Source organism: Nocardia exalbida NBRC 100660 (assembly GCF_000308575.1).
In the GTDB taxonomy this organism is placed as follows: domain Bacteria; phylum Actinomycetota; class Actinomycetes; order Mycobacteriales; family Mycobacteriaceae; genus Nocardia; species Nocardia exalbida.
This window is the reverse complement of sequence record NZ_BAFZ01000165.1, coordinates 61,735-83,089: the sequence shown is the minus strand read 5'-3', so window position 1 is coordinate 83,089 and position 21,355 is coordinate 61,735. Positions and strand designations below refer to the sequence as shown.

Annotated in this window: 18 protein-coding genes; 14 read left to right on the top strand and 4 right to left on the bottom strand. The window is 68.0% G+C overall.

All coding sequences use genetic code 11. The features are described from left to right. The first annotated feature begins 49 nt into the window (after positions 1–49). Complete coding sequence (locus ON29_RS33025) at positions 50–2,761, top strand: ATP-binding protein (RefSeq protein WP_040872184.1); 2,712 nt, start codon at positions 50–52, stop codon at positions 2,759–2,761. 120 nt (positions 2,762–2,881) lie between these two features. Here the strand turns inward: ON29_RS33025 and ON29_RS33020 are convergent, their stop codons facing one another. After that, on the bottom strand, positions 2,882–4,504 hold the full coding sequence (locus ON29_RS33020; protein ID WP_040872182.1) for an ABC-F family ATP-binding cassette domain-containing protein: 1,623 nt from the start codon (positions 4,502–4,504) through the stop codon (positions 2,882–2,884). A gap of 393 nt (positions 4,505–4,897) precedes the next feature. On the opposite strand from ON29_RS33020, the gene ON29_RS33015 reads away from it, so the two are divergent. The 6 genes from ON29_RS33015 to ON29_RS32990 all read left to right on the top strand — a co-directional run bounded on the left by ON29_RS33015 (position 4,898) and on the right by ON29_RS32990 (position 11,560). Beyond that, positions 4,898–5,197 (top strand): hypothetical protein, encoded by a 300-nt coding sequence (locus tag ON29_RS33015; RefSeq protein WP_051175883.1) that lies wholly within the window; start codon positions 4,898–4,900, stop codon positions 5,195–5,197. 630 nt (positions 5,198–5,827) lie between these two features. Continuing rightward, a complete protein-coding gene (locus ON29_RS33010; protein WP_051175882.1) occupies positions 5,828–8,281 on the top strand; it encodes an FHA domain-containing protein in 2,454 nt (817 codons plus the stop codon). A gap of 307 nt (positions 8,282–8,588) precedes the next feature. Continuing rightward, positions 8,589–10,064, top strand: a complete 1,476-nt coding sequence (locus tag ON29_RS33005; RefSeq protein ID WP_040872346.1) for a purine-cytosine permease family protein — start codon at positions 8,589–8,591, stop codon at positions 10,062–10,064. A 128-nt stretch (positions 10,065–10,192) separates the two neighbouring features. After that, on the top strand, positions 10,193–10,366 hold the full coding sequence (locus tag ON29_RS33000; RefSeq protein ID WP_040872181.1) for a ribbon-helix-helix domain-containing protein: 174 nt from the start codon (positions 10,193–10,195) through the stop codon (positions 10,364–10,366). Next, a complete protein-coding gene (locus ON29_RS32995; RefSeq protein WP_040872179.1) occupies positions 10,363–10,704 on the top strand; it encodes a glyoxalase in 342 nt (113 codons plus the stop codon). The genes ON29_RS33000 and ON29_RS32995 overlap by 4 nt, the downstream gene beginning before the upstream one ends. A 4-nt stretch (positions 10,705–10,708) precedes the next feature. Further along, complete coding sequence (locus ON29_RS32990) at positions 10,709–11,560, top strand: class I SAM-dependent methyltransferase (protein ID WP_040872177.1); 852 nt, start codon at positions 10,709–10,711, stop codon at positions 11,558–11,560. Between the two features lie 169 nt (positions 11,561–11,729). Here ON29_RS32990 and ON29_RS32985 read toward each other — a convergent pair whose 3' ends face one another. Both ON29_RS32985 and ON29_RS32980 read right to left on the bottom strand, forming a co-directional pair. Continuing rightward, positions 11,730–12,089, bottom strand: a complete 360-nt coding sequence (locus ON29_RS32985; RefSeq protein WP_157173001.1) for a hypothetical protein — start codon at positions 12,087–12,089, stop codon at positions 11,730–11,732. Beyond that, positions 12,086–12,781 (bottom strand): NAD(P)-dependent oxidoreductase, encoded by a 696-nt coding sequence (locus ON29_RS32980; RefSeq protein ID WP_040872173.1) that lies wholly within the window; start codon positions 12,779–12,781, stop codon positions 12,086–12,088. The genes ON29_RS32985 and ON29_RS32980 overlap by 4 nt, the downstream gene beginning before the upstream one ends. 475 nt (positions 12,782–13,256) lie before the next feature. Here ON29_RS32980 and ON29_RS32975 point away from each other — a divergent pair, with 475 nt between their 5' ends. Then, on the top strand, positions 13,257–13,610 hold the full coding sequence (locus tag ON29_RS32975) for a YrdB family protein (RefSeq protein ID WP_040872171.1): 354 nt from the start codon (positions 13,257–13,259) through the stop codon (positions 13,608–13,610). Positions 13,611–13,788: 178 nt separating this feature from the next. Beyond that, the gene (locus ON29_RS32970; protein ID WP_245549317.1) at positions 13,789–15,564 is read left to right on the top strand and encodes a hypothetical protein; all 1,776 of its coding nucleotides are present in this window, start codon (positions 13,789–13,791) and stop codon (positions 15,562–15,564) included. 30 nt (positions 15,565–15,594) lie between these two features. Here ON29_RS32970 and ON29_RS32965 read toward each other — a convergent pair whose 3' ends face one another. Then, positions 15,595–16,533, bottom strand: a complete 939-nt coding sequence (locus ON29_RS32965) for an SDR family NAD(P)-dependent oxidoreductase (protein WP_040872170.1) — start codon at positions 16,531–16,533, stop codon at positions 15,595–15,597. 91 nt (positions 16,534–16,624) lie between these two features. Here ON29_RS32965 and ON29_RS32960 point away from each other — a divergent pair, with 91 nt between their 5' ends. The 5 genes from ON29_RS32960 (at position 16,625) to ON29_RS32940 (ending at position 21,296) form a co-directional block, all read left to right on the top strand. After that, positions 16,625–17,191 carry a TetR/AcrR family transcriptional regulator gene (locus ON29_RS32960; protein ID WP_040872168.1) on the top strand — a complete coding sequence of 189 codons (567 nt, stop codon included), beginning with the start codon at positions 16,625–16,627 and terminating at the stop codon, positions 17,189–17,191. Positions 17,192–17,657: 466 nt separating this feature from the next. Beyond that, positions 17,658–18,302, top strand: a complete 645-nt coding sequence (locus tag ON29_RS32955) for an ABC transporter permease (protein WP_040872167.1) — start codon at positions 17,658–17,660, stop codon at positions 18,300–18,302. Then, complete coding sequence (locus ON29_RS32950; RefSeq protein ID WP_040872165.1) at positions 18,299–19,582, top strand: ATP-binding cassette domain-containing protein; 1,284 nt, start codon at positions 18,299–18,301, stop codon at positions 19,580–19,582. The genes ON29_RS32955 and ON29_RS32950 overlap by 4 nt, the downstream gene beginning before the upstream one ends. Continuing rightward, a complete protein-coding gene (locus ON29_RS32945) occupies positions 19,579–20,316 on the top strand; it encodes an ABC transporter permease (RefSeq protein WP_040872164.1) in 738 nt (245 codons plus the stop codon). The genes ON29_RS32950 and ON29_RS32945 overlap by 4 nt, the downstream gene beginning before the upstream one ends. Then, positions 20,313–21,296, top strand: coding sequence for a glycine betaine ABC transporter substrate-binding protein (locus ON29_RS32940; protein WP_040872162.1), 984 nt, complete (start codon positions 20,313–20,315; stop codon positions 21,294–21,296). Before ON29_RS32945 ends, ON29_RS32940 begins: the two co-directional genes overlap by 4 nt. The last annotated feature ends 59 nt before the right edge of the window (positions 21,297–21,355 follow it).

Here is a 21,355-nt window from a genome sequence, read left to right as displayed (position 1 = left end):
TCGGCAGGGCCCGCATCCGGCGGGCGACCCGGAGAAGGAGTGCCGCGTCATGCCGCTGTTCGGCCGAGACACCGAGCTGAAGGACCTGCGCGCACTCGTCGACGGTCCCGCCGAACGCAGCGGTATCCTCCTGCGGGGGGAGGCCGGCATCGGAAAGTCGGCGCTCGTGGACGAGACGGTCGCCGCCGCGGCCATCGCGGGGCTGCGGGTGCTGCGGACGGCGGGCGTCGAAGCCGAACAGAACTACGCCTACGCCGGATTGCACCGCCTGCTGTACCCGCTGCGCCACGGGTTCGACGCCTTGCCCCCACGTCAATACGAGGCGCTGACAACCGCATTGGGCCTGTCGGACGCCGAGGCGGAGCCGAGCACCTACCTGGTCGGGCTCGCCGCGCTGACACTGCTGGCCGACGCGGCGGTCGAGCGGCCGCTGCTGATCGTCGCCGAAGACGTGCACTGGCTCGATCACGCCTGCGTCGAGGTCCTCGCCTTCGTCGCCCGCCGCATCGACACCGAACCGATCGCCATGATCGCCACGCTCCGCGACGGCTACCACTCACCGCTCGCCGACGCGGAGCTGACCCTCACGCCACTCGAGCCGTTGCCCGACGATCACGCGGCGGCACTGCTCGACCACGCCGCACCCGAGCTGTCCGCGCCGAGCCGTCGGCGACTGCTGGCCGCGGCCCACGGCAACCCGCTCGCGCTCACCGAGCTGCCCACGGTGGCCGGTGACCTCCAGGAACCCGGCGCGGCCCTGCCGCTGACCGAACGGCTCGAACGCGCTTTCACCGCACGCGGCGCCACACTTCCCGCTCCGACCCGATCCGCGTTACTCGTCGCCGCGCTCAACGACAGCGACTCCCTCGCGGAAACGCTCACCGCCACAGGCGTTCTGCTCGGATCCACGGCCGAGCCCGCGATCCTCACGCCCGCGGTCGAGGCCCGGCTGATCGAACTCGGCACCGCCACGATGACCTTCCGGCACCCGCTGATGCGATCGGCCATCGCCGCCACAGCGACGGCCGACGAACGCCGGCGCGCGCACCACGCGCTCGCCGACACCATCGAACGGCCGGACCGGCGCACCTGGCAGCGCGCCGCGGCCACGGTGGGTCCGGACGAACGGGTGGCCCTCGAACTGGAAGACGTCGCCGAACGCGCCCGCCACCGCACCGGCGCGATCGCGGCGCTGGAGCGGGCTGCCGCCCTGACCGACCACCCCGACCGGCAAGCGGACCGTCTGCTGCGCGCGGCCGAACTCGCCGTCGACTCCGGCCGCCGCGCCACCGCCGAGCGACTCGTCCACGCCGCGCGCGCACTCCCCTCGACACCCCGCCACCACGCCACCGCGGCCTGGTTGCTCAGCGGATTCGACGACGGAGTACGCGAAGATCCCTCGCGCATCGCCGAGTTGGCGGCGCTGGCAGCAGCCGTCGCCGCCGACGGCCACGCCGACGCGGCGATGCGGATTCTGTGGGGTGCGGCCATGCGGTGCTTCTGGTCCGAACCCGGCCTCGCCACCCGTCGCGCGCTCCTCGCCGTCGCCGACGAACTCCCCATTCCCGAGGACGACCCGCGATTGGTCGCCGTCGCCGCGTATGTGGCCCCCTTCGAACGCGGCGAACGCGTTCACCACCACCTGCGCGCACTGGCCTCCGGCACCGGCCGCGACCCCGAGACCGATCGTTTCCTGGGCAGCGCGGCCCTCCAGGTGGGCGCGTTCGACCTCGCCGCCCACTTCTCCACCGCGGCCGCACCCGGCCTGCGCACGGCGGGCAAGCTGGGACTGCTGCCACGCGCGCTCACGGTGCGGGCCTGGAGCCTGACCCGGCTCGGCGACCTCGCCACCGCGGCACCCGTCGCGGCCGAAGCCGCGACCTTCGCCCACGAGACCGGGCAACCCTTCATGCACGGACTGGCCGTCGCCGTGCAAGCCGAGATCGCCGCACTGCACGGCGAATATCCGCACGCCGCCGCCCTCGGCGCGGACGCCGAACGGATCGGCCTCGCCTCCGGCGCACGGCCGGTACTTGCCACCGTGCAGCTCGCTCGCGGGATCGCGGCCCTCGGTGAGGGACGATTCGACGACGCCTTCGCCGATCTCCGCCGGATGCACGACCCCGGCGATCCGTCCCACTCGCCGGCCCTGCGCGCGTATTTCCTCACCGAACTCACCGATGCCGCGATCCGGGCCGGGCAGGCCGACGCCCTCCGGGAGCTGGTGCGCGAACTGGAACCCGCGGCTGCGGCCACACCCGCACCCGCCCTGCACATCGGATTGCGCTACGCACAGGCCCTGCTCGCGACGGACACCGCCGAAGAGCATTTCACCGGTGCGCTGGCGGCGGACCTGAGCGGCTGGCCTGCCGAACGCGCGCGACTGCACCTTTCCTACGGTGAATGGCTGCGGCGGCAGCGCCGGGTCGTCGAATCCCGGACCCATTTGCGCACGGCCAGAGAGACTTTCGACGCTCTCGGGTTCGCCGCCTGGAGCGAACGAGCCCGCCTCGAACTGCGCGGCGCCGGCGAATCGAGCCCCAACCGGAGCCCGGACGCCCGCGAGCAGCTCACCCCGCACGAGCTGAGCATCGCGCGGTTGGCGGCTCAGGGCCTGACCAACCGCGAGATCGGGCAGCGGCTGTATCTGTCGCATCGCACCGTCAGCACCCACCTGCACCGGATCTTCCCCAAGCTCGGAGTCAGCTCACGAACCGATCTCGCCGGACTCCTACCGGCCGGAGACGACGCCACCGCATAACCCCTCCGATAACGTCCCGGACCGCAACAGTGGCGAATTCCGGTGCCGCGGCGGCCACCATGCCGGTCGCCCAATGGGTGGTGCGCGACGCGTATCGCGCATGGTGGCCGCGCCGGTTCGTCAGTGGGTGAGTTCCTCGAGCGTCCCGTGCCGCCGCAGATGGCCGTCCGTTCCGAGTTCGACGATGGTGTCGATGCCGATTCGCGCCAGGAACGGATGGTCGTGGCTGACGACGAGGACCGCGCCCCGGTAGCCGGCGAGCGCCTCGATGAGCTGCTCGACGCTGGCGATATCGAGGTTGTTGGTGGGCTCGTCGAGAATCAGCAGTTGGGCGGGTGGGTCGGCCAGCAGCAGCCGGGCCAGCGAGACGCGGAAGCGTTCACCACCCGAGAGCGTCGACACCGGCCGGTCCACGCTGTCGCCCCGCAGCAGCAGCCGGGCCAGCTGATTGCGGATGGTAGCCGGTGGGGTGGTGGTGGCGACGGCGTGCACGTTGTCCACCGCGCCTGCGTACTCGACGAGTCCGTCCAGGCGTTGCGGCAGGTAGCCGACGCGGTCGGTGAACAGGGCGCCCGTCACGTGCCCTGGCGCGTGAATCCTGATGCCCAGCAGGTTCTCGATCAACGTCGATTTCCCGGCGCCGTTGGGTCCCACCAGCGCGACCCGCTCGGGGCCCTGGATGACGAGGGTGTGGTCGCCGTCGTGTAGTTCGGCGATGCGCCTGCCGCGTGGCACGTCCGGGTCGGGCAGGTCGAGGTGGATGTGTTCCTCGCGGCGGACGCGAGAGGCGGCGTCATCGAGAAGTTGCTGAGCGGTTCGGACTTTCGCGTCGAGACCGGTGCGCATCGCGCCCGCCGATGCCTGTGCTCGACTGGCCCGGTTGCCAGCCAGGATGCGCGGGATGCCGCCGTGCTGCTGCGTCGCTCGTGCGGTGCGCTCGCGGCGCGCGAGTTTGGTCTCGGCTTCGATCCGCTGCCGTTTTTCGGTCTTCAGTGCCTGTTCGGCGGTCCGGGCCGCCTGCGCGGCCGCGGACTGTCGCTGTTCGAGTTGTTGTTTCCAAGCACTGTAGGGGCCACCGAACACTTCCATCGCCGCCGCGTGTAGTTCGGCGGTGCTGTCCATGCGTTCGAGCAGTTCGAGGTCGTGGCTGACCACGACGAGGGTCCCCGGCCAAGTGTCGACGAACGCGCCCAGTTGCGCGCGCGTGGCCCGGTCCAGATTGTTCGTCGGTTCATCGAGCAGCGTGATCGGAGTGCGGCGGATCCGCAGCCCGGTGACGGCCGCGAGCACGGCTTGCCCGCCGGAGATCTCGTCGACACGCCGGTCGAGATCCGCTGCGGTGAAGCCGATCTCGTGCAGCGCCTCGTCGGCGCGCGCTTCGATGTCCCAGTCGTCGCCCACCTCCTCGAAGTGCCGTTCGTCGGTGTCTCCGGATTCGATCGCGCGTAATGCGGCAAGCGTGCCCGCGATGCCGAGCAGTTCGGCGAGGGTGGTGCCGTGGCCGAGGGTCAGCGTCTGGGGTAGGTAGCCGACTTCGCCCGCGACCTCGATGTGGCCCGAGGTGGGCGTCAGGATCCCCGCGATCAGGCGCAGCAGGGTGGACTTGCCCGCGCCGTTGCGACCGACCAGTCCCGTTCGTCCGGCGCCGAAGACGCCGTTGAGCCGCGCGAGCGCGACGCCGCCGTCGGGCCATTCGAACGACAGATCGTGCAGCGTGATCGGCGAATGCGTGGATGAAGGCATGTGTGGTTCTCCTTGTGCCCTGAGGGAAGCTTTGCGTTCGAAGCCCGGGTTGCGGGCTGCGCACGCGGCAGCGGGCAGCGGCGATCACCGTGGAACTCGGAGACGTCAGGCCCGCGGACGATTACCGCGCGATGAGATCTTCGAAGGCTGGGCGACGGGCACCGTGCGCCGAGGCCGATTCCACGACCTGTCGACGACATGGTGAGGGTGCGCACAAGGGTGTCCGCGCGATACGCATACGCGCGACTCGGCGGTTCATCGGAGTGATGAACGCCCGACCCGGAGACGCCGCCTTCGAAGAGGCGGCTACAGTCTGTCGACCTCGATGAGCACGCGGCCACCTTATCACCGGCTCGCGCGCCCGTACCTGCCGGTCGCGGATACTCTGACCCGGTGCCCATTTCGTTCGACACCGGCCGGATGCAGCAGGTCGACAACGCGACCTGGCGCGATCCCCGGACCGGTGACATGGTGAACGTGACGTACTTCGGCCTCGTCCCCGACCTGCCCGCACCGCTCGAGGATCTGACCACTCTGCGTCGTCGCCTGGCCGAGCGAAGCGCCGAGAACGGCTGCCTGATCGAAGCTTTCGTGGTGTGGCTGGATGCTCAGCCCGCACTGTTGCGCATGGAGAATTCGCGGCCCTGCCCCCATTCGCCGGCTGATCGCACGGTGACACCGACACCCGCATGAAGGGCCTGCCCAACTTGGTACCGTGACGGCGACAGCGGGCATCCGACTGCCACGGGATCTGATCTCGATCCGGCTGAATCAGACACCTCCGCAAGGATTTTGCTCGAGACGGTGCTTACCGGAGATCGATCCGGCCGAGACCGAAGCGCCCCCAAAAGCACGAATTCGTTGATCGACCCGAAAATTGTCGATCAGCGCCAGCGGGTGGCGCGTCGACGAATTCGAGGGACATACGCGGCGTGATACCTCTTTCGAAGCATCCGACAGGACGAGTTATCGCAGCAGAACCGCTCGCAGCACAATGTTCCGAAAATTCCCGATGGTTCGAGTTCGCTTCCATCTTTCGCAGCGAAGCCGTATCTTCCAGCGCCCGTCGGTATTTCAGACCCGCGTGATCAATCTTCGCCGAATAACACCGACCGACGGAAACCCGCCAGATCGTCCGCCGGGTTCACACGGGCACGGAGGCGGTAGCTCTTCGGCCCGTCCGGTGGGTATGCGCTGTTCGAACTGGGTTCGATGGGATTGCTCGGTAGCGCCGACGATGCCCGATGCGGCCGATCTCGCCCTGACGCCTCGGCGATGAACAACTCTTGCGGTGGTGGTACGGCCCGGTCGTATACTCGCAATATGGCGGATGAATCGTCCTCCACCGAATTTCCCGATGCACCGGTTCTCGTGGTGCATACCAGGGAACGCGTCTATCGGCTACGTGCCGGGGGCGCATATAACGTCGGCCGGGATCCAGAGGCCGACGTCGTCGTCACCGATCCGCGCGTATCTTCCTTGCATGCCGTTCTGGAACGGGATGCGGAAGGTTGGAAAATCGAGGACGCGGGCAGTCTGAACGGAACCTTTTTCGACGGTCACCGCGTCGAGGAGATGGTGATCGACCACGACGAGACGTTCCAGCTGGGTCACGCCGTCGACGGCGAGCAATTGGCCTGTTCCTTGGAAGGACAAGACGGGCGGCCCGCCCCCGAGTCCGGTGGAGAGGCCGGTGGAGACACGATGCTCGTCGCCGATCCCGGCTACGACCTCGATGACGAAGCCACGGTCACGAAGTTCCTTCCGGGCCTCCCCCGGCGGGTTTCGCCTCCGACCGCCCACCCCACCGCGGTCGTCCGGATCACCGAACCCACGCTCCGGATCGGACGGGCCACCGACAACGACATCGTCACGCCCGACCTCATGGTCTCCCGCCATCACGCCGAGCTGCGCACGATCGGCCCGGGTAAATACCAGATCGTCGACCTCGGCAGCCATAACGGCACCTACGTCAACGGCTCCCGAGTCGATACCGCCGACCTCGCCGACTTCGATTCGATCGGTCTGGGGCATACCACGTTCCGGCTGGTCGGCGACGAGCTGCGCGAGTCCGTCGACACCGGTGAGGTGTCGGTTTCGGTGCAGAACCTCACGGTACGGACACCGGAAGGCAAAGTGCTCCTGGACGGGGTGGGGTTCCCCATCCCGCAACGCTCGCTCGTCGGCGTCATCGGGCCCAGCGGGGCGGGCAAGTCCACTCTGCTCGGCGCGGTCACCGGATTGCGGCCCGCGACGGAAGGGACGGTCCGCTACGACGGACGCGACCTGTACACCGATTACGACGAGCTCCGGCACCGGATCGGACTGGTCCCGCAGGAGGACATCCTGCACAACCAGCTTCCGACGCGGCGCGCGCTGCTCTACGCTGCCGAGCTGCGCTTCCCCGGTGACACGGGACGTGAGGAGCGCGAGCAGCGGGTCGACGAAGTGCTCGAAGAACTGGGCCTGGCACGGCACGCGGACACCCGCATCGACAAGCTCTCGGGCGGTCAGCGCAAACGGGTGAGCGTCGCGCTGGAGTTGCTGACCAAACCGTCGCTGCTGTTCCTCGACGAACCGACCTCCGGTCTGGACCCCGGTCTGGACAAGACGGTCATGGAGATGCTGTCCGAACTGGCACACGACGGACGGACGGTCATCGTCGTCACCCACAGCGTGGCGAACCTCGATTCCTGTGACCGTCTGCTGGTCTTGGTGCCCGGCGGCAAACTGGCCTACTACGGACCACCCGCCGAGGGTTTGCAGCAGTTCGGGAAGCGCACCTGGGCCGAGGTCTTCCAGGCATTCGACCGCGATGAGGAGCGCGACTGGGCCGGTGAATTCCGGGCTTCGCCACGCTTCGAGCAGTACGCGGCGGTCGCACCGGCCGACGACGTCGGTCCCGCGGAAGTGCACGCACCTGCCCCACCGCCCGCGCCACAGTCCAAGTTCAGCCAGCTCAGTACGTTGTGCAGGCGATATCTGGCGGTGATCGCCTCGGATCGCAGCTATCTGGCACTACTCGGTGTGATGCCCGTACTGCTGGGCGGCCTGATCGCCGCGGTGCCATCGGGCGAGGGGTTCATCGGGGCGCCGGGAACCAACGTCGATGCCCCGACCAAGCTCATGGTCTTGGCCTTCGCCGCCTGCTTCGTCGGCACCGGCAACTCGATTCGCGAGATCGTCAAGGAGCAGACGATCTACCGCAGAGAACGCGCCGCGGGTTTGTCGGCGGGCGTATATCTGATGTCGAAACTGCTGGTCCTGGGAGTGATCACCACCTTGCAGGCGGCGGTGCTGGTGCTGGTCGGCACCATCGGCGTGAGCATGCCGCCGAAAGGGCTTTTCACCTCCGTCGAGCTGGAGCTGATCCTCGCGATGGCGCTGCTCGGCATCGCGTCACTGGCTCTGGGCTTGCTGGTGTCGGTGGCGGTGAACACCTCGGAGAAGACGCTGCCGCTGCTGATCGTGCTCTCGATGGCGCAACTGGTACTCACGGGCGGGCTGGTGCGACTCCCCGGCACACCCGTTCTGGAGCAACTGGCCTACATCGCGCCGTCCCGCTGGGGGTTCGGCGCGGGAGCCGCCACTCTCGACCTCGACACCCTCTCACCGCATACGGGCCCACCCGACCCGCTATGGAAGCACACCCTCGGCACCTGGCTCCTCGATATGGGAGTCGTGGCCGGCCTGGGGGTCGCCTTCCTCGCCCTGGCCTGGTACCGCCTGTACCAGTTGCGCCCGCGGCGGCGGGGCGCACGGCGCGCGGGGCTTTGACCTCGCGGCAGTCGTTCGAGGCTCGATACGGGCGTCACTAAACCGTCAGTTATTGGCTCGTCATACAGGTCATATGAGCGCGCGAGTTCTTCCTGCACGTGAGTGGAGTTGCCCTCCGATTGGATGCCACCTTCACCTTGGCTCATTTCACAGCAGCTCACCGGCTTCCGCACGGCCGAATAAGTTGTCACGTCAATGAAGGTTCCGCACCGGTAGTCTCACGCCTACACTGAGCCGTTATATAACGGCACGTTATCCAGGTGCGCGTGAACGGCTCGTTCGCCGCCCTCGACGAATGGATATCGACATGGTGGCGGCTTCGGCGAAACCTTCCGACTGGTCTTTCGAGCGCAAGGGCACCGAATGGGTCGCCGAGGAAGAGCGCCGGGGCAAACCCAGGACCCTTTTCTGGCCGTGGGCCGGTACCAGCTGCAATGTGCTCTTGGTTTCGTTCGGTCCGTACGTGACGGCGCTCGGACTCGACTGGCATCTGGCCGCCCTGGCCGCGGCGATCGGTGCGGTCCTTTCCTTCCTGCTGCTGGCTCTGGTGTCGCTGGCCGGACAGCAGGGCGGGGCGGCGACCATGGTGGCCGGTCGGGCGGCGTTCGGATTCCATGGCAACAAGGTCCCGACCGCGATCAGTTATCTGGCGCTGGTCGGATGGGAGACGTTCTCGGCCGTCCTGGCGACGCTCGCCGCTCGCACCGTGATGCGTCGACTCGCCCCGGCGGCGGATACCAGGCCGCTGATGGTCGTCACTCTCCTCACCGTCATCCTGGTGAGCACGGTGCTCGGAATCTACGGCTGTCACGTGATTCTGCGGATCCAGAAGTGGTTCGCGCTGACCTTCACCGCCCTCACCATCGTCTACATCGCGCTGACTCTGCCCCGGATCTCGTTCGCCACCCACGGCCACGGCAACCTGGGCACATTCGCGGGCGGAGTCCTGCTGATCGCCAGTTTGCTCGGTCTCAGCTGGGTCAACTGCGCGGCCGACTACACCAGGTACCTGCCTCGCGAGACCAGCAAACGCGCGCTGGTGGGATGGGTCACCTTCGGCGGCACCGCACCCGCGGTAGTGCTGATGGGATTCGGGACGCTGCTGGCCGCGGGCGATCCGGAAGTCGCGGCACTGGCCGAGACCGATCCGATCAGCGCCTTGTCGGCCCATCTGCCCACGTGGTTCCTGGTGCCGTACCTGATCCTGGCGCTGGTCGGCTTCGTGTCCGGCTCCACCATCGGCCTCTACTCCTCGGGGCTCGCGCTACAGACCTTGGGCGTGCGGATGCCTCGGCACTACACCGTGCTGATCGACGCGGTTCTGATCGCCTGCGCAGGCGGATATGTCGTTTTCGCCGCTCCTGGCTTCTTCGCCCCGTTCCAAGCATTTCTGACCACCACGGCGGTCGTCATGGCCGCCTGGTCCGGGATCTTCGTGGTCGACCTCTGGCAGCGCCGCCGCGTCGGCTACGACCGGGCAGCGCTGTTCAGTCCGGCCGGCGGCTACGGCGGGGTGAACCGGGCAGGAATCGGCAGCCTCTGTGTGGCCGTGATCGTCGGGTTCGGCCTGATCACTTCTCCCGATCCGCACATCGGCCCACTTCTCGGATATCTGTTCACCCCCGCGGCCCGAGCGAGCGGCTTGGGCAGCAGCAACCTCGGTATCTTCGTCGCCCTTGTCCTTGCCGCGCTGGGATACGCGGCGCTGCATCGAGTGCGTCCGGTCGCCGAGCCGCCCCTCGGCGAGAGCCGGGAAACCGAGCCGGTCCGTGTCGGTGTGTAGACGCGACTGTCGTCGAGCCTTCGTCACTCCGGGTCCAGGCCTGACCGTCGCGCGACAGCAGCGTCCCCGGCGCTGCGTGACCGGTCGACCGAGTTGTTGCTAGCATGCTAACTTGCTAGCATCGCTGCATGGGCGAGGAAGTGAAGCAGTTCAACGTCTATCTGCCGGTCGAGCTGATCAAGCAGCTCAAGTACCGGGCGATCGAGTCGGAGATGTCGTTGTCGGCGCTGGTCACCGACGCGCTGCGCGCCTACCTCGCCGACGAGCACCCGCAGTCACCGTCTGGAGAGGATCGACAATGACGACCGAGGGCATCGAGGCCGTATTCCTGGAGACCCACAACTGGGGCAGGATGGCGAAGTTCTTGCAGGGGTTGGGTTTCGCCATAGAGTTCGAGACCGATCACCATTCCGGCCAGTTCCGCAACGGCGACGGCCCGTACGTCTTCGTCGCCGAGGTCCCGCCGACGCAGCAATCGCGCACCCAACTGGTGCTGAAGGTTCCGAGTTCGCGGGAATCTCCGGGCGACGGCGTCGAGATTGTCACCGGCTTCGAACCGACCCACTACGGCACCCAGGAGATGACCGTCCGCGACCCGGACGGGCGACTGTGGAGCCTGCAGGCGCCGGGCGAGGAGTGAGGCAATGGCACACGAGACGCTCACGCCGGACAGCACCGCCGTCCGGGTGGCACTGTGGCGTGCCCTGCACGTCCTGGACGACCCGCCCCCGCACGTGTTCGACGATCTCACCGGCCTGCGCCTGGCCGCGCCCGAGGAGGGCTGGCGGCACCGGCCGGACATGGATCAGCGGACCACCGCACCGATGCGCGCGGGCATCGTGTCCCGCGCCCGCTTTCTGGAGGATCTCCTCGCCGAGCAAGCCGAACGCGGCGTGGATCAGTACGTCGTGCTCGGCGCGGGGCTGGACACCTTCGCCCAGCGCAGGCCCGACCTCGCCGCACGGTTCACCGTCTTCGAGGTCGATCAGCCCGGACCGCAGGCGTGGAAACGGCAGCGTCTCACCGAACTCGGTTTCGACATCCCGCCGTGGCTGCGGCTGGTACCGGTCGATTTCGAGGTGGACGCGTGGTGGCGGCGGCTGATCGAGGCCGGCTTCGACCCCACTCGCCCGGCCCTGGTCGCCTCCGCCGGCGTCTCGATGTACCTCACCCGCGAGGCGAACGTCGCGACGCTGCGGCAACTTTCGCAGCTCGCGGCGGGTTCCACCCTGGCCACGACGTTCCTGCTGCCACTCGAATCCGTCGACGCCGACGAGCAGCGACTACGCCGGTTCGCCGAAGAGGGCGCCCGCCGGTCCGGCACCCCGTTCCTCAGCTTCTTCCGGCCCGAGGAATTGGTGAAGCTGGCCGAAGACGCCGGATTCGCCGCCGCCCGGCACATCTCGTCCGCCGAGCTGACCACCCGCTACTTCGCCGACCGGACCGACGGCCTGCGGCCGGCCGAATCGGAGCAGATCGTCATCGCGACGACCTGATCGGCACCGACCGGCCCCGATGAACAGCATCGGATCGGAGTTCGAGTCGGCATTTCACAGCTCCCGATGAGTTCTCGAACTCCGATCCGGCGCGAACACCGCTGTGTCCCGCACGAGCGACAGCCTCGAATTCCGCCGCGCGGTTCGAGTTCGCCAACGGGTGCTGTGCTCAGCTGATCTCGACTTGCGCCCCGTCGGTCAAGCTGTGCCCCTTGGCGACACAGGTTATGCCGGTGCCTTTCGGCAGTCCCCCGATGCAGGTGACGCCCGCGTAACTGACGCGGGTGCCCTGGTACACCTTTCCCTCCGGACGCGGCACGTCGGTGATCCACCGGCTGCCCGGACGACCGTGTGCGCCCGCCGATCCGAAGGTCGGATGCGCGGGAAGGAATGGGATGTCGATCGCGACATCGGAGATCGGGACGATGCCCCACAGCGTATGGCCGGGCGAAAGGTCGCAGCCCACATCGCCATTCGGGTGGATGGCGCAGTTGGACGCGCCGACCATCATGACGCTCCCATGATTCATCTGTTGGCGAGTGCTTCGCCGCGGATCCACTGGAACAAGGTGGGATTGTCGTCGGTGGTGACGACGCTGACGGTGGCCCGGAGGTGACGGTCGTCGTCCAGCAGGGCCAGCATGCTCGCGGCCAGGTCCGCACGGGCGGTGAACCTGCTGTCGGCGTGGCCGTCCACGATGGTGTAGTCGGTGACCGAGGGCAGGTGGTAGAGCCCGCTCGGGCGCACGATCGTCCAGTCCAGATCGCTGGCGCGGACCAGCGCTTCCATCCGCCGCATGTCGTCGTACAGCGTCTTGCCCAGCACCCGCGTCACGTAGGGCAGCAGTATCCGGTTGAAGAGGAACCCCCCGTCGGAGTACGAGTGCGGCTCGACCCCACTCGAGCTGACGACAGCCAGCCGGCGTACCCGGTGCCGATCCATCGCGGCGACGATATTGGCCACACCGCGCGAATAGGTGGTGATCGGTTCTTTCCCGGCGGGCACTCCGAGCGTCGACAGCACCGCGTCCCGCCCGGCCACCACGGCGTCGACGGCCACCGGATCGAGCACGTCGGCACCGGCCACCTCGAGCCGATCATGCCGCAGCGGAAAGGAATTCGGCTGCCGGGTGACCGCGGTGACCTGATGCCCGGCGGCCAGCGCCTGTCCGGTGAGCAGGCGGCCGGTGGGACCATTGGCTCCGAAGACCGTGATACGCATGACGACTGTCCTTTCCTGGTTTCCACGCTTATTGCAAACGTCCAGGAAGCTGCGGGCAGCGCGCCGAGCGTCTGCGCCACTAGTTCGTCGGCGGGCCATGTACCTCCGGCCCACCTCTACTGGCTACACGTCGGCCTTTCCGAGTAACTGGACGACCACTAGACGCGTGCGACAGCGCCCCCGTAACAGGGCGGTCGTATGACGTGCGCCACCGGCGCTCCCTCCGCACAGCGGCGGCGAAGGGCGATCGGCGCGGTAGCCGCACAATTCCGGATGACCGGGCGGGGATCGGTGCGGCGTCCGACACAGGCTGGTTGGACAGCCCGGGCAACCCCTAGCGCTCATCGTGTCGGCATGGACCAGTGCGTCCCGAATCCACCCCGGTAGGGGCGGTGGACACGGCCGCCGCTTGACCTGCCGCCTATCAAATGAGAGCATTGCTCTCTATAAAGAGCGGTAGTCACTGGAGGTAGCTATGTTCAGCACTGTCAAAGCGCTCAATGCGGTCCTGATGTTCTTCTTGGAACTGAGCGTGCTGGCGAGTGCCGGATACTGGGGTTTCACCGCGAGTGCGCAGTGGCCGATCAAGGTGGCGGCAGGTATCGGCGCGCCGGTGCTCCTGGGGGTGCTGTGGGGGCTGTTCGCGGCCGGCGGCGGGAGCAATGCCACCTTCCCGCTGCACGGCCCAGCTCGGGCGCTCTTCGAACTGGCGTGGTTCGGCGCCGGTGCGGTGGCGCTCTACGGCGCCACGTCCCTGCCGTCGGCCGCGATCCTGTTCGCCTGCTATCTCGTCAACGGCGCACTGCGCCTCGCGTGGAATCAGGTGTAGTCCCGAAGGCCTCGACGCATATGGGTTGTGCCACAGAGCTGACCGTCAGCGTTTTGTGAGGTTTCGTAGGCGCTTCGACCGGCGTTGACAGCCGGTGGGGGTCGCCCTATGTTTCATCGCGCCGACACGGAATGTGCCGGTGATACAGCTGCTCCGCTGTCATGACGAGAGGTCGTCGATGTCGGCACAATCGTTGACGAGCCACGATCGGTCCGGCAGACATCGTGACGGTGTTCTGCGTTTCCTGGAATCCGGCATGGTGACCACCGCGCTGGTCGTCGCGATCGCGGCGCCCAGTGCGACGGCGCAGCCGAACGAGCCGGAACGTACCGAGACAGCGGTCGCGTCCTCATCGCCGATCACATCGGTGGCGGAATCCGTTGTCACTCTGCGAATTCCCTTGCCGGAGTCGGTCGGGCCGCATCCAGCCGCCTGCGACCGGCTGTCGTATCTGCGCTACCGGGATGCCGTGGGGCCGGCCCGCTCGGCGGACGCCGACGCCGTTCTGGTGGCGCAACCGGGGATCTTCGAAGGCGCGGGCGCGTTCGACAGCGTCGCGCGCAATACCGTTGCCGCGGCGGCGAAGCAGGGCAGGCATCTGGAGTTCTGGGCGTTGGATCGCCGCTCCAACTGCCTGGAGGACCATCTCGGCATACGCGCCGGTCTCGCAGCGCGCGACGTGCACCTCGCGATCGATTACTACTATCGCGGCGCCGATATCGACGGCCGCCGCTTCGGCGGCGTGGTGCCGAACGAGCAGCTCGGATGGCTCGGTCGGGTCGGCGTGGCGCAAACGGTGCAGGACCAATACGACCTGCTCACCGCCGAACTGCCGGATCCGGCGTCGCGCAAGCGAAAGACGCTGTGCGGTGGCCATTCCCTCGGCGGAGTGCTCACCGCGTTCTTCGCCGAATGGGATTTCGGCGGTGCCGCGGGCGCCGACCAGTGCGCCGGTTATTTCGCCCTCGACTCCTCGATAGACACCTCGCTGTCCGCCCTCAACGGCATCCCCGACATCCTCGACCTCTCGGTCGGCGGCATCGGCTCCGCCGCGGCCGAGGCCGCGCTCGACGGCGGTGTGATTCCCCGCGTACTGGCCCTGCCCGCGGTCATCAATCCGGAGACGATGAACCTGCTCGGCATCGCGGGACTGGCCGCGTATCTCGCGCCCGACACCGAATCCGACCTGGCGACTTACGTTCCCAGCAGCCTCAACCAGGAGGCCACCTACCGCGTCCTGGTGTCGCGGAATGCGGCGTCCGCCGCCACCGGTTCGCCCTCGGTGCGCGACTTCCGCATCACCAACGCCGCCGCGCTCGGAGCGTTCCTCGACGCCAACTCTCAGCCGCTGGCACTGCTGCAAGCCGGATTCGGCTTCTTCGACGGCGGCACCGTAGTGGACAAGGACTTCCCGCTTCCCGGTGACGTCGCCGCCGTCCCGGCGCTGCGGGGGCTCACCGGCATGTTGTTCGGCCCGGATCGCAAAGCCATCCCGGATCAGCCGAACGGCCCGCTCTACACCTGGCGCGACTACGACGACCCGGCCGTGGCCGCGGGCGCGGCCGACCGCCACGGCGTAGCGTTCACCGACGCCACCCATGAGGTCACCGACATCGCGGATCTCTCGCGCAGCCTGGCGGCGCAACCGCTGGACTTCACCGAGTGGTATTTCCCGATGAGACTGGCGTTCGACGTCTTCCAGTCGCAGGCACCCGAGCTCACGCGCCACCGCACGCACCCCGGCGGCATCTTCGCCAATCCCACCATCAACCTGATCGGCGGCGCCGGGGTGGTCGTCGCGGCCGGGGCGCGTGGTCACGGCGAGACGGTGACCGCCCCCGGCTACCACCACATCGACGTGCTCACCGCCGCCGCGAGACAATCCGGCGGACAACCGGAGATCATCTCCACCAATCTGGCCCGCTTCGCCCTCGAACGCGTCGACCGTCCCTGATCCCCGATGCCCGCAGAATTCGGCGCGCCCTCAGGCGGCCGGCATCTCGCTCGATACCCGCCACAGCCGGGCGGCGGCGTCGGGATCGAGCGCGTACGCGGCGACCCCGTTGCGGGCGCTGAGCACGCCGACCTCGGCTTCGCCGCAATCCTCGAAGTAGCGCCCCCCGACACCATCGAGCAAGGGCGACGTCGCGACCAGAACGGATGTGGCCGCGCCCTGCTCCGGCGTCTTCCACATCATGCGCGCCCCGCCCGCGGCAGCTCGGAGCTGCGCGAGTTCCTCGTCGGACACGTGGCGCTGCAGATTGGTGCGGATTCCGCCGGGCATCAGCGCGTTGACCGTGATGCCGTCTTCGGCCCATCGACGGGTCGCTTCCACGGCGAACAGCACGTTGGCCGTCTTGGACTGCCCGTAGGCCGACCACGGATCATAGGGGCGGCGCTCGAAGTGGATGTCGTCGAAGACGACCGGTGACCGATGATGCGCACTGGAACTCACCGACACGACGCGCGCACCGCCCGCCGCGGCCAGGGCCCCGTGCAGGCCGGTGGCCAGCGCGAAGTGGCCGAGGTGGTTGGTGGCGAACTGCATCTCCCAGCCCTGCGGTGTGCGCGTCAGCGGCGCGGCCATCACACCGGCGTTGTTGATCAGCATGTGCAGCGGCCCATCCCATCCGGCCACGAACGCCGCGACGGACGCCTGATCGGACAGATCGAGCGAAGCGACCAGCACCCGCTCGTTACCGGTGGTGCCGGCGATGTCGGCCGCGGTGCGTCGTCCCGCCTCGAGGTTGCGGACCGCGAGGGTCACCTCGGCACCGGCCCCGGCCAACGCGCGCGCGGTCTCGATACCGATTCCGGATGAGCCGCCGGTGACGACGGCCCGCCGCCCGGTGAGGTCGATCCCCGCGATCACCTCGGCGGCGGTCGATTCGGCGGTGAACGGGGTGATGATTCGGTCGGTCATGACAGGTCCCATCTCGGTAGACTCGAACCGGAGGGCACTCCGGTACTCCCTGTAACCGGAGGAGCCTCCGCTTTGTTCCTTGGAGGACTCGATGACATCCGCACGCCCGCTGCGCGCCGACGCACGACGCAACCGAGACCGGTTGCTCGAGGTCGCCGTGCGCGCGTTCTCCCACGAGGGGCCGGAGGTCACGCTCGAAGCCATCGCCAGAGAAGCGGGCGTCGGCATCGGCACGCTGTACCGCCACTTCCCCACCCGCGAGGCGCTCATCGACGCCGCCTACCGCAACGAACTCGCTCGGCTGTGCGATTCGGTCGACGATCTCTCGACCGCTCTCCCGCCGGACCAGGCGTTGCGCACGTGGATGGACCGCTTCGTCGACTACATGACCGCCAAACGCGGGATGGGCGACGCCCTGCGCGCACTCATCGCCTCCGGTGGCAACCCGTTCTCCGAAAGCCGCGACCGCCTGACCGCCGCGGTCGCCACCCTGCTCCGAGCCGGAGCGTCGGCCGGAACGCTGCGGTCGGACGTCGCACCCGAGGACGTGCTCGTCGGCCTCAGCGGCGTCTCGCTCGCCACCGAGAACGCGGAACGCCGGGAACAGGCGGGCCGCCTGCTCGACCTGCTGGTAGACGGCTTACGTCCCCGCCCCTGAGCCCCGACCGCACCCGGGCAACACCGGGTGCTCACTCCGCCACAGGTTCCGACCCGAGTCGGCGGGTCTCTCCCGCTCCTGCGTCGAATGGAGCGAGCAACGCCACCGCATCGGCGGCTCTCTCCCCCGCCTGGAATCCGCAGGCCGGGGTTTCCCGCCACGCCTTCGGCCCACCACCCCCGGCAGCCGCACCCGAATCCCCCTGCATGGATTCTCGCTGAGGTCGCGTATTTCGATCCGGGTGACCGTAACGCTGGCAGGGCCGGGGTGAGCGTGGTTTTCTCTGAGCCGATCGTCGGGTTCGAGCGAAAGGCTCTGTGATGAATGACCGTGTTATCCGGCGATTCGCCCTCCGCGCGCCGTCGGCAGTCGAACGCGCGGCATCGATTACTCTTTGACGGCTCGCGCCCCGGACGACCGATCGCAGACAGGTACCGCCTGATCTTCGGCTGACGATGGGAATCCCGTGAATCTATGGAACTACATCCGAGGGCGGGGCGAAGTTCTTGCGTTCCTCACATATCAGCATGCCTCCCTGGCGTTCCAGACGGTCTTGGTCGGAACGGTCGTCGCCGTCCTCGTCGCGGTGGCCGTATATCGGCTCCCGCTGTTGTCCGCGCTTTCGCTGACCTCCAGCCGGGTGGCGCTGACGATCCCCTCGCTGGCACTGCTGGCGATCCTGCTGGTCCCCTTCGGACTGGGCGTGGTCCCGTCCTTCGTGATGCTCGCGTTCTTCGCGGCGTTGCCGGTGATCGGCAACGCGATCGTGGGTTTGCGGTCGGTGCCCGCCTCGGTCGTCGAATCCGCGCGCGGGATCGGCTTCTCGCGATGGCGCATTCTGCTGACCGTCGAATTGCCGATCGCCTGGCCGGTGATCCTCACCGGCATCAGGGTGTCCACCCAGATGATCGTGGGTGTCGCCGCCATCGTCGCCTATGTCCTCGGACCGGGCCTCGGATCGCTGATCTTCAACGGCCTTTCCCGCCTCGGCGGCGCGAACGCCCTGGAGATGGCGCTGACCGGCACCATCCTCATCGTCCTCATCGCGCTGGTGTTCGACGCGCTCCTCGTCCTGCTCGGACGCCTCACGATCGCAAAGGGACTGTCATGACCGACGATGTGACCAGTCAGCCCGCACCGCCCGCGCCGGAGCGCAACGTCACCGGTGCGTCCATCCGGCTGGACTCGGTCGTCAAGCGCTACAAGGGCCAGCAGAAGCCGGCGGTGGAGCGTCTCGACCTCGAGATCGAGGCGGGCGAGATCGTCGCGTTCGTCGGCCCGTCCGGGTGCGGCAAGACGACCACCCTCAAGATGATCAACCGGCTGATCGAGCCGACCGACGGCCGGATCTTCATCGGCGGTCGCGACGTCACCAGGGAGGATCCCGACAAACTGCGGCAATCGATCGGGTATGTGATCCAGTCCGGTGGCCTGTTCCCCCATTGGACGGTCGCCAAGAACGTCGGCGCCATCCCGCGGGTGCTGGGATGGGACAAGAAGCGGATCGCCGAACGCACCGAGTACCTGCTCGATCTGGTCGGTCTCGACCCGGGCACCTTCGCCGACCGCCTGCCGAAGGACATGTCCGGCGGCCAACAGCAGCGGGTCGGCGTCGCGCGCGCGCTCGCGGCGGACCCGCCGGTGCTGCTCATGGACGAGCCCTTCGGCGCGGTCGACCCGATCACCCGGGTTCGCCTGCAGGACAGCCTGATCGCGATCCAGCACGAACTCGGTAAGACCATCGTGCTGGTCACCCACGACTTCGAGGAGGCGACCAAGCTCGGCGACAAGGTGCTCATCCTGTCCGAGGGAGGTCACGTCGAGCAGTACGCGAGCCCCGAGGAGATCCTCACCGATCCGGCAACGCCGTTCGTGGAGGAGTTCGTGGGCTCCGGCGCGAAGCTGGCGTATCTGACCGTGTCCCGGGTGCGCGACGTCGCCTACGACGAGGTGATCACCGCTCGCGTCGGCGAGCAGGCCCACAGCGTGATCGAGCGCGCGAAGGCCGCCGGACAGACCTGGGTCGTCGTCGTCGACGAGGCCGGAAGGCCGCGGTCGTGGCCCTCGCTCGGCGAGCTGGCGACCAAACCGGAGGTCTCCGACTACCTCGATCGGCGATTGCCCGTCGTCGCACGATCCTCGACCCTCAACGACGCGCTCGACGCCATGCTCGCCACCAGCCAGGGCGCCGCGCTCGTCACCGACGGTCGCGGCGCGGTCCTCGGCTCGCTGGGGATCGGCACGGTCACGGAGGTGATCCGGAACAAGCTGGCCGAGGGGCGCGCCGACGAGGAGGACCTCTCCTACACGACCTACGTCGACGGAACCGACCCGGCGCCGACCCCGGTGGTCGCCGCCGACGACGAACCCGGATCGGCCGGGCAGTCATGAGCCGCCTGCGCCGCGTCCCGCTCGACGTGTGGTTCGAACCGATCATCATCCTCGTCATCGGTGTCGGATACGTCATCTGGTATCGCTCGACGACGTTCACGCCGACGGAGCAGGCGTCCCTCGACTGGGCCAACCTCCAGACCACGATCCTTCAGCACGTGAAGCTGACCGTGGTGGCCACGGTGATCGTGGTGGTCGTCGCGATCCCGCTGGGCATCGCGCTGACCCGGCCCGCGGTTCAGCGGCTCGAGCCCATCGCCGTCAACATCGCCAATGTCGGCCAGGCCGCACCTGCCGTCGGCCTGCTCGTCTTGTTCACCTTCTGGCTGGGCACCGGATTCCGCACCGCGATCGTCGGTCTGGTCGTGTACGCGGTGCTGCCGATCCTGCAGAACACGATCGTCGGGCTTCGGCAGGTCGATCAGCGCACGATCGAGGCGTCGCGGGGCATCGGTTATTCCGCTTCGCGGACCCTGTTCCAGGTCGAGCTACCGCTCGCGGTGCCGGTGATCCTCAACGGGGTGCGCACCGCGCTGGTGATCCTGGTCGGCACCGCGACGCTGAGCACGTTCATCGGCGCGACCAGCCTCGGCACGCTGATCACGACCGGGGTCACCCTCTTCCTGCCGAAACTGCTCGTCTCCGGCGCGGTTCTGGTCGGGCTCCTGGCCTTGCTCATCGACTGGCTCGGCAGACTGGTGGAACTGGCCGCGACCCCACGGGGTATCTCATGAGATCACCACGAGCACGAGTGGTCACGGTGCTGTCCGCGCTCGTCGTAGCCGCGATGCTCGCCGGTTGCGGCCTGGTGAGCTCGTCGGGAACCTTCCACGACGCGCGTCTGCCGGACGGTGCGCGGCCGCTGGACGGGGCGAAGCTGGTCGTCACCTCGAAGAGCTTCACCGAGGGCGTGTTGCTGGGCAAGATCACCGCGACCTACCTGGCCGCGGCGGGCGCGGGCGTCACCGACCTGACCGGGGCGCCGGGTTCCGCCTCGTCTCGGCAGGCCCAGCTCAACGGTGACGCCGACGTGCTCTGGGAGTACACCGGCACCGGCTGGGTCAACTACCACAACCAGACCGAGACGATCTCGGACCCGCACGAGCTCTGGCAGCGCGTCCACGACATCGAGAAGCGCGACCACGACCTGGAGTGGCTGCCGCCCGCCGAGTTCAACGACACCTACGCGTTCGGCGCGTCGACGCCGACCGCCGAACGCCTGAAGGTCCGGTCGCTGTCGGATGTGGCGGCGCTCCCCGTCCCCGATCGAACGTTCTGCGTCGACGACGAATTCTTCAGCCGCTCGGACGGTTTCATTCCGATGCTGCGGAAGTACGGGATTCCCTACAACGATCCGAACGGCGTGCCGTCCGGCAACGTCACACGGATGGACGCCGGTGTCGTCTACACGGCCACGGCCAAGAGCGCCCCGTGCAATTTCGGCATGATCTACACCACCGACGGCCGGGTGAAGAACCTGAATCTGGTCGTGCTCGACGACGACGAGAAGTTCTTCCTGCCCTACAGCGGCACAGCGGTCGTGCGCGGCGCGATCATCGATCGCTACCCGCAATTACGCACGCTGCTCGGAACGATTTCCGAGCACCTCACCGACGAACTGATGCAGGACCTCAACGGCCGCGTCGACATCGATGGTGAGGATCCGGCCGACGTCGCTTACGACTGGCTGAAGAGCGAGAAGCTGATCCGGTAGAAGGCGGTCAACCTCTTTCCACTCCCAATCTATAGCGCACCCGGGGGCTTGCGGCAAGA

Excerpts from the sequence above, each read along its gene's own strand:
- ON29_RS33025 (WP_040872184.1), top strand. The coding sequence starts at position 50 with ATGCCGCTGTTCGGCCGAGACACCGAGCTGAAGGACCTGCGCGCACTC.
- ON29_RS33020 (WP_040872182.1), bottom strand. The coding sequence starts at position 4,504 with ATGCCTTCATCCACGCATTCGCCGATCACGCTGCACGATCTGTCGTTC.
- ON29_RS33010 (WP_051175882.1), top strand. The coding sequence starts at position 5,828 with ATGGCGGATGAATCGTCCTCCACCGAATTTCCCGATGCACCGGTTCTC.
- ON29_RS33005 (WP_040872346.1), top strand. The coding sequence starts at position 8,589 with ATGGTGGCGGCTTCGGCGAAACCTTCCGACTGGTCTTTCGAGCGCAAG.
- ON29_RS33000 (WP_040872181.1), top strand. The coding sequence starts at position 10,193 with ATGGGCGAGGAAGTGAAGCAGTTCAACGTCTATCTGCCGGTCGAGCTG.
- ON29_RS32995 (WP_040872179.1), top strand. The coding sequence starts at position 10,363 with ATGACGACCGAGGGCATCGAGGCCGTATTCCTGGAGACCCACAACTGG.
- ON29_RS32990 (WP_040872177.1), top strand. The coding sequence starts at position 10,709 with ATGGCACACGAGACGCTCACGCCGGACAGCACCGCCGTCCGGGTGGCA.
- ON29_RS32985 (WP_157173001.1), bottom strand. The coding sequence starts at position 12,089 with ATGAATCATGGGAGCGTCATGATGGTCGGCGCGTCCAACTGCGCCATC.
- ON29_RS32980 (WP_040872173.1), bottom strand. The coding sequence starts at position 12,781 with ATGCGTATCACGGTCTTCGGAGCCAATGGTCCCACCGGCCGCCTGCTC.
- ON29_RS32975 (WP_040872171.1), top strand. The coding sequence starts at position 13,257 with ATGTTCAGCACTGTCAAAGCGCTCAATGCGGTCCTGATGTTCTTCTTG.
- ON29_RS32970 (WP_245549317.1), top strand. The coding sequence starts at position 13,789 with ATGTCGGCACAATCGTTGACGAGCCACGATCGGTCCGGCAGACATCGT.
- ON29_RS32965 (WP_040872170.1), bottom strand. The coding sequence starts at position 16,533 with ATGACCGACCGAATCATCACCCCGTTCACCGCCGAATCGACCGCCGCC.
- ON29_RS32960 (WP_040872168.1), top strand. The coding sequence starts at position 16,625 with ATGACATCCGCACGCCCGCTGCGCGCCGACGCACGACGCAACCGAGAC.
- ON29_RS32950 (WP_040872165.1), top strand. The coding sequence starts at position 18,299 with ATGACCGACGATGTGACCAGTCAGCCCGCACCGCCCGCGCCGGAGCGC.
- ON29_RS32945 (WP_040872164.1), top strand. The coding sequence starts at position 19,579 with ATGAGCCGCCTGCGCCGCGTCCCGCTCGACGTGTGGTTCGAACCGATC.
- ON29_RS32940 (WP_040872162.1), top strand. The coding sequence starts at position 20,313 with ATGAGATCACCACGAGCACGAGTGGTCACGGTGCTGTCCGCGCTCGTC.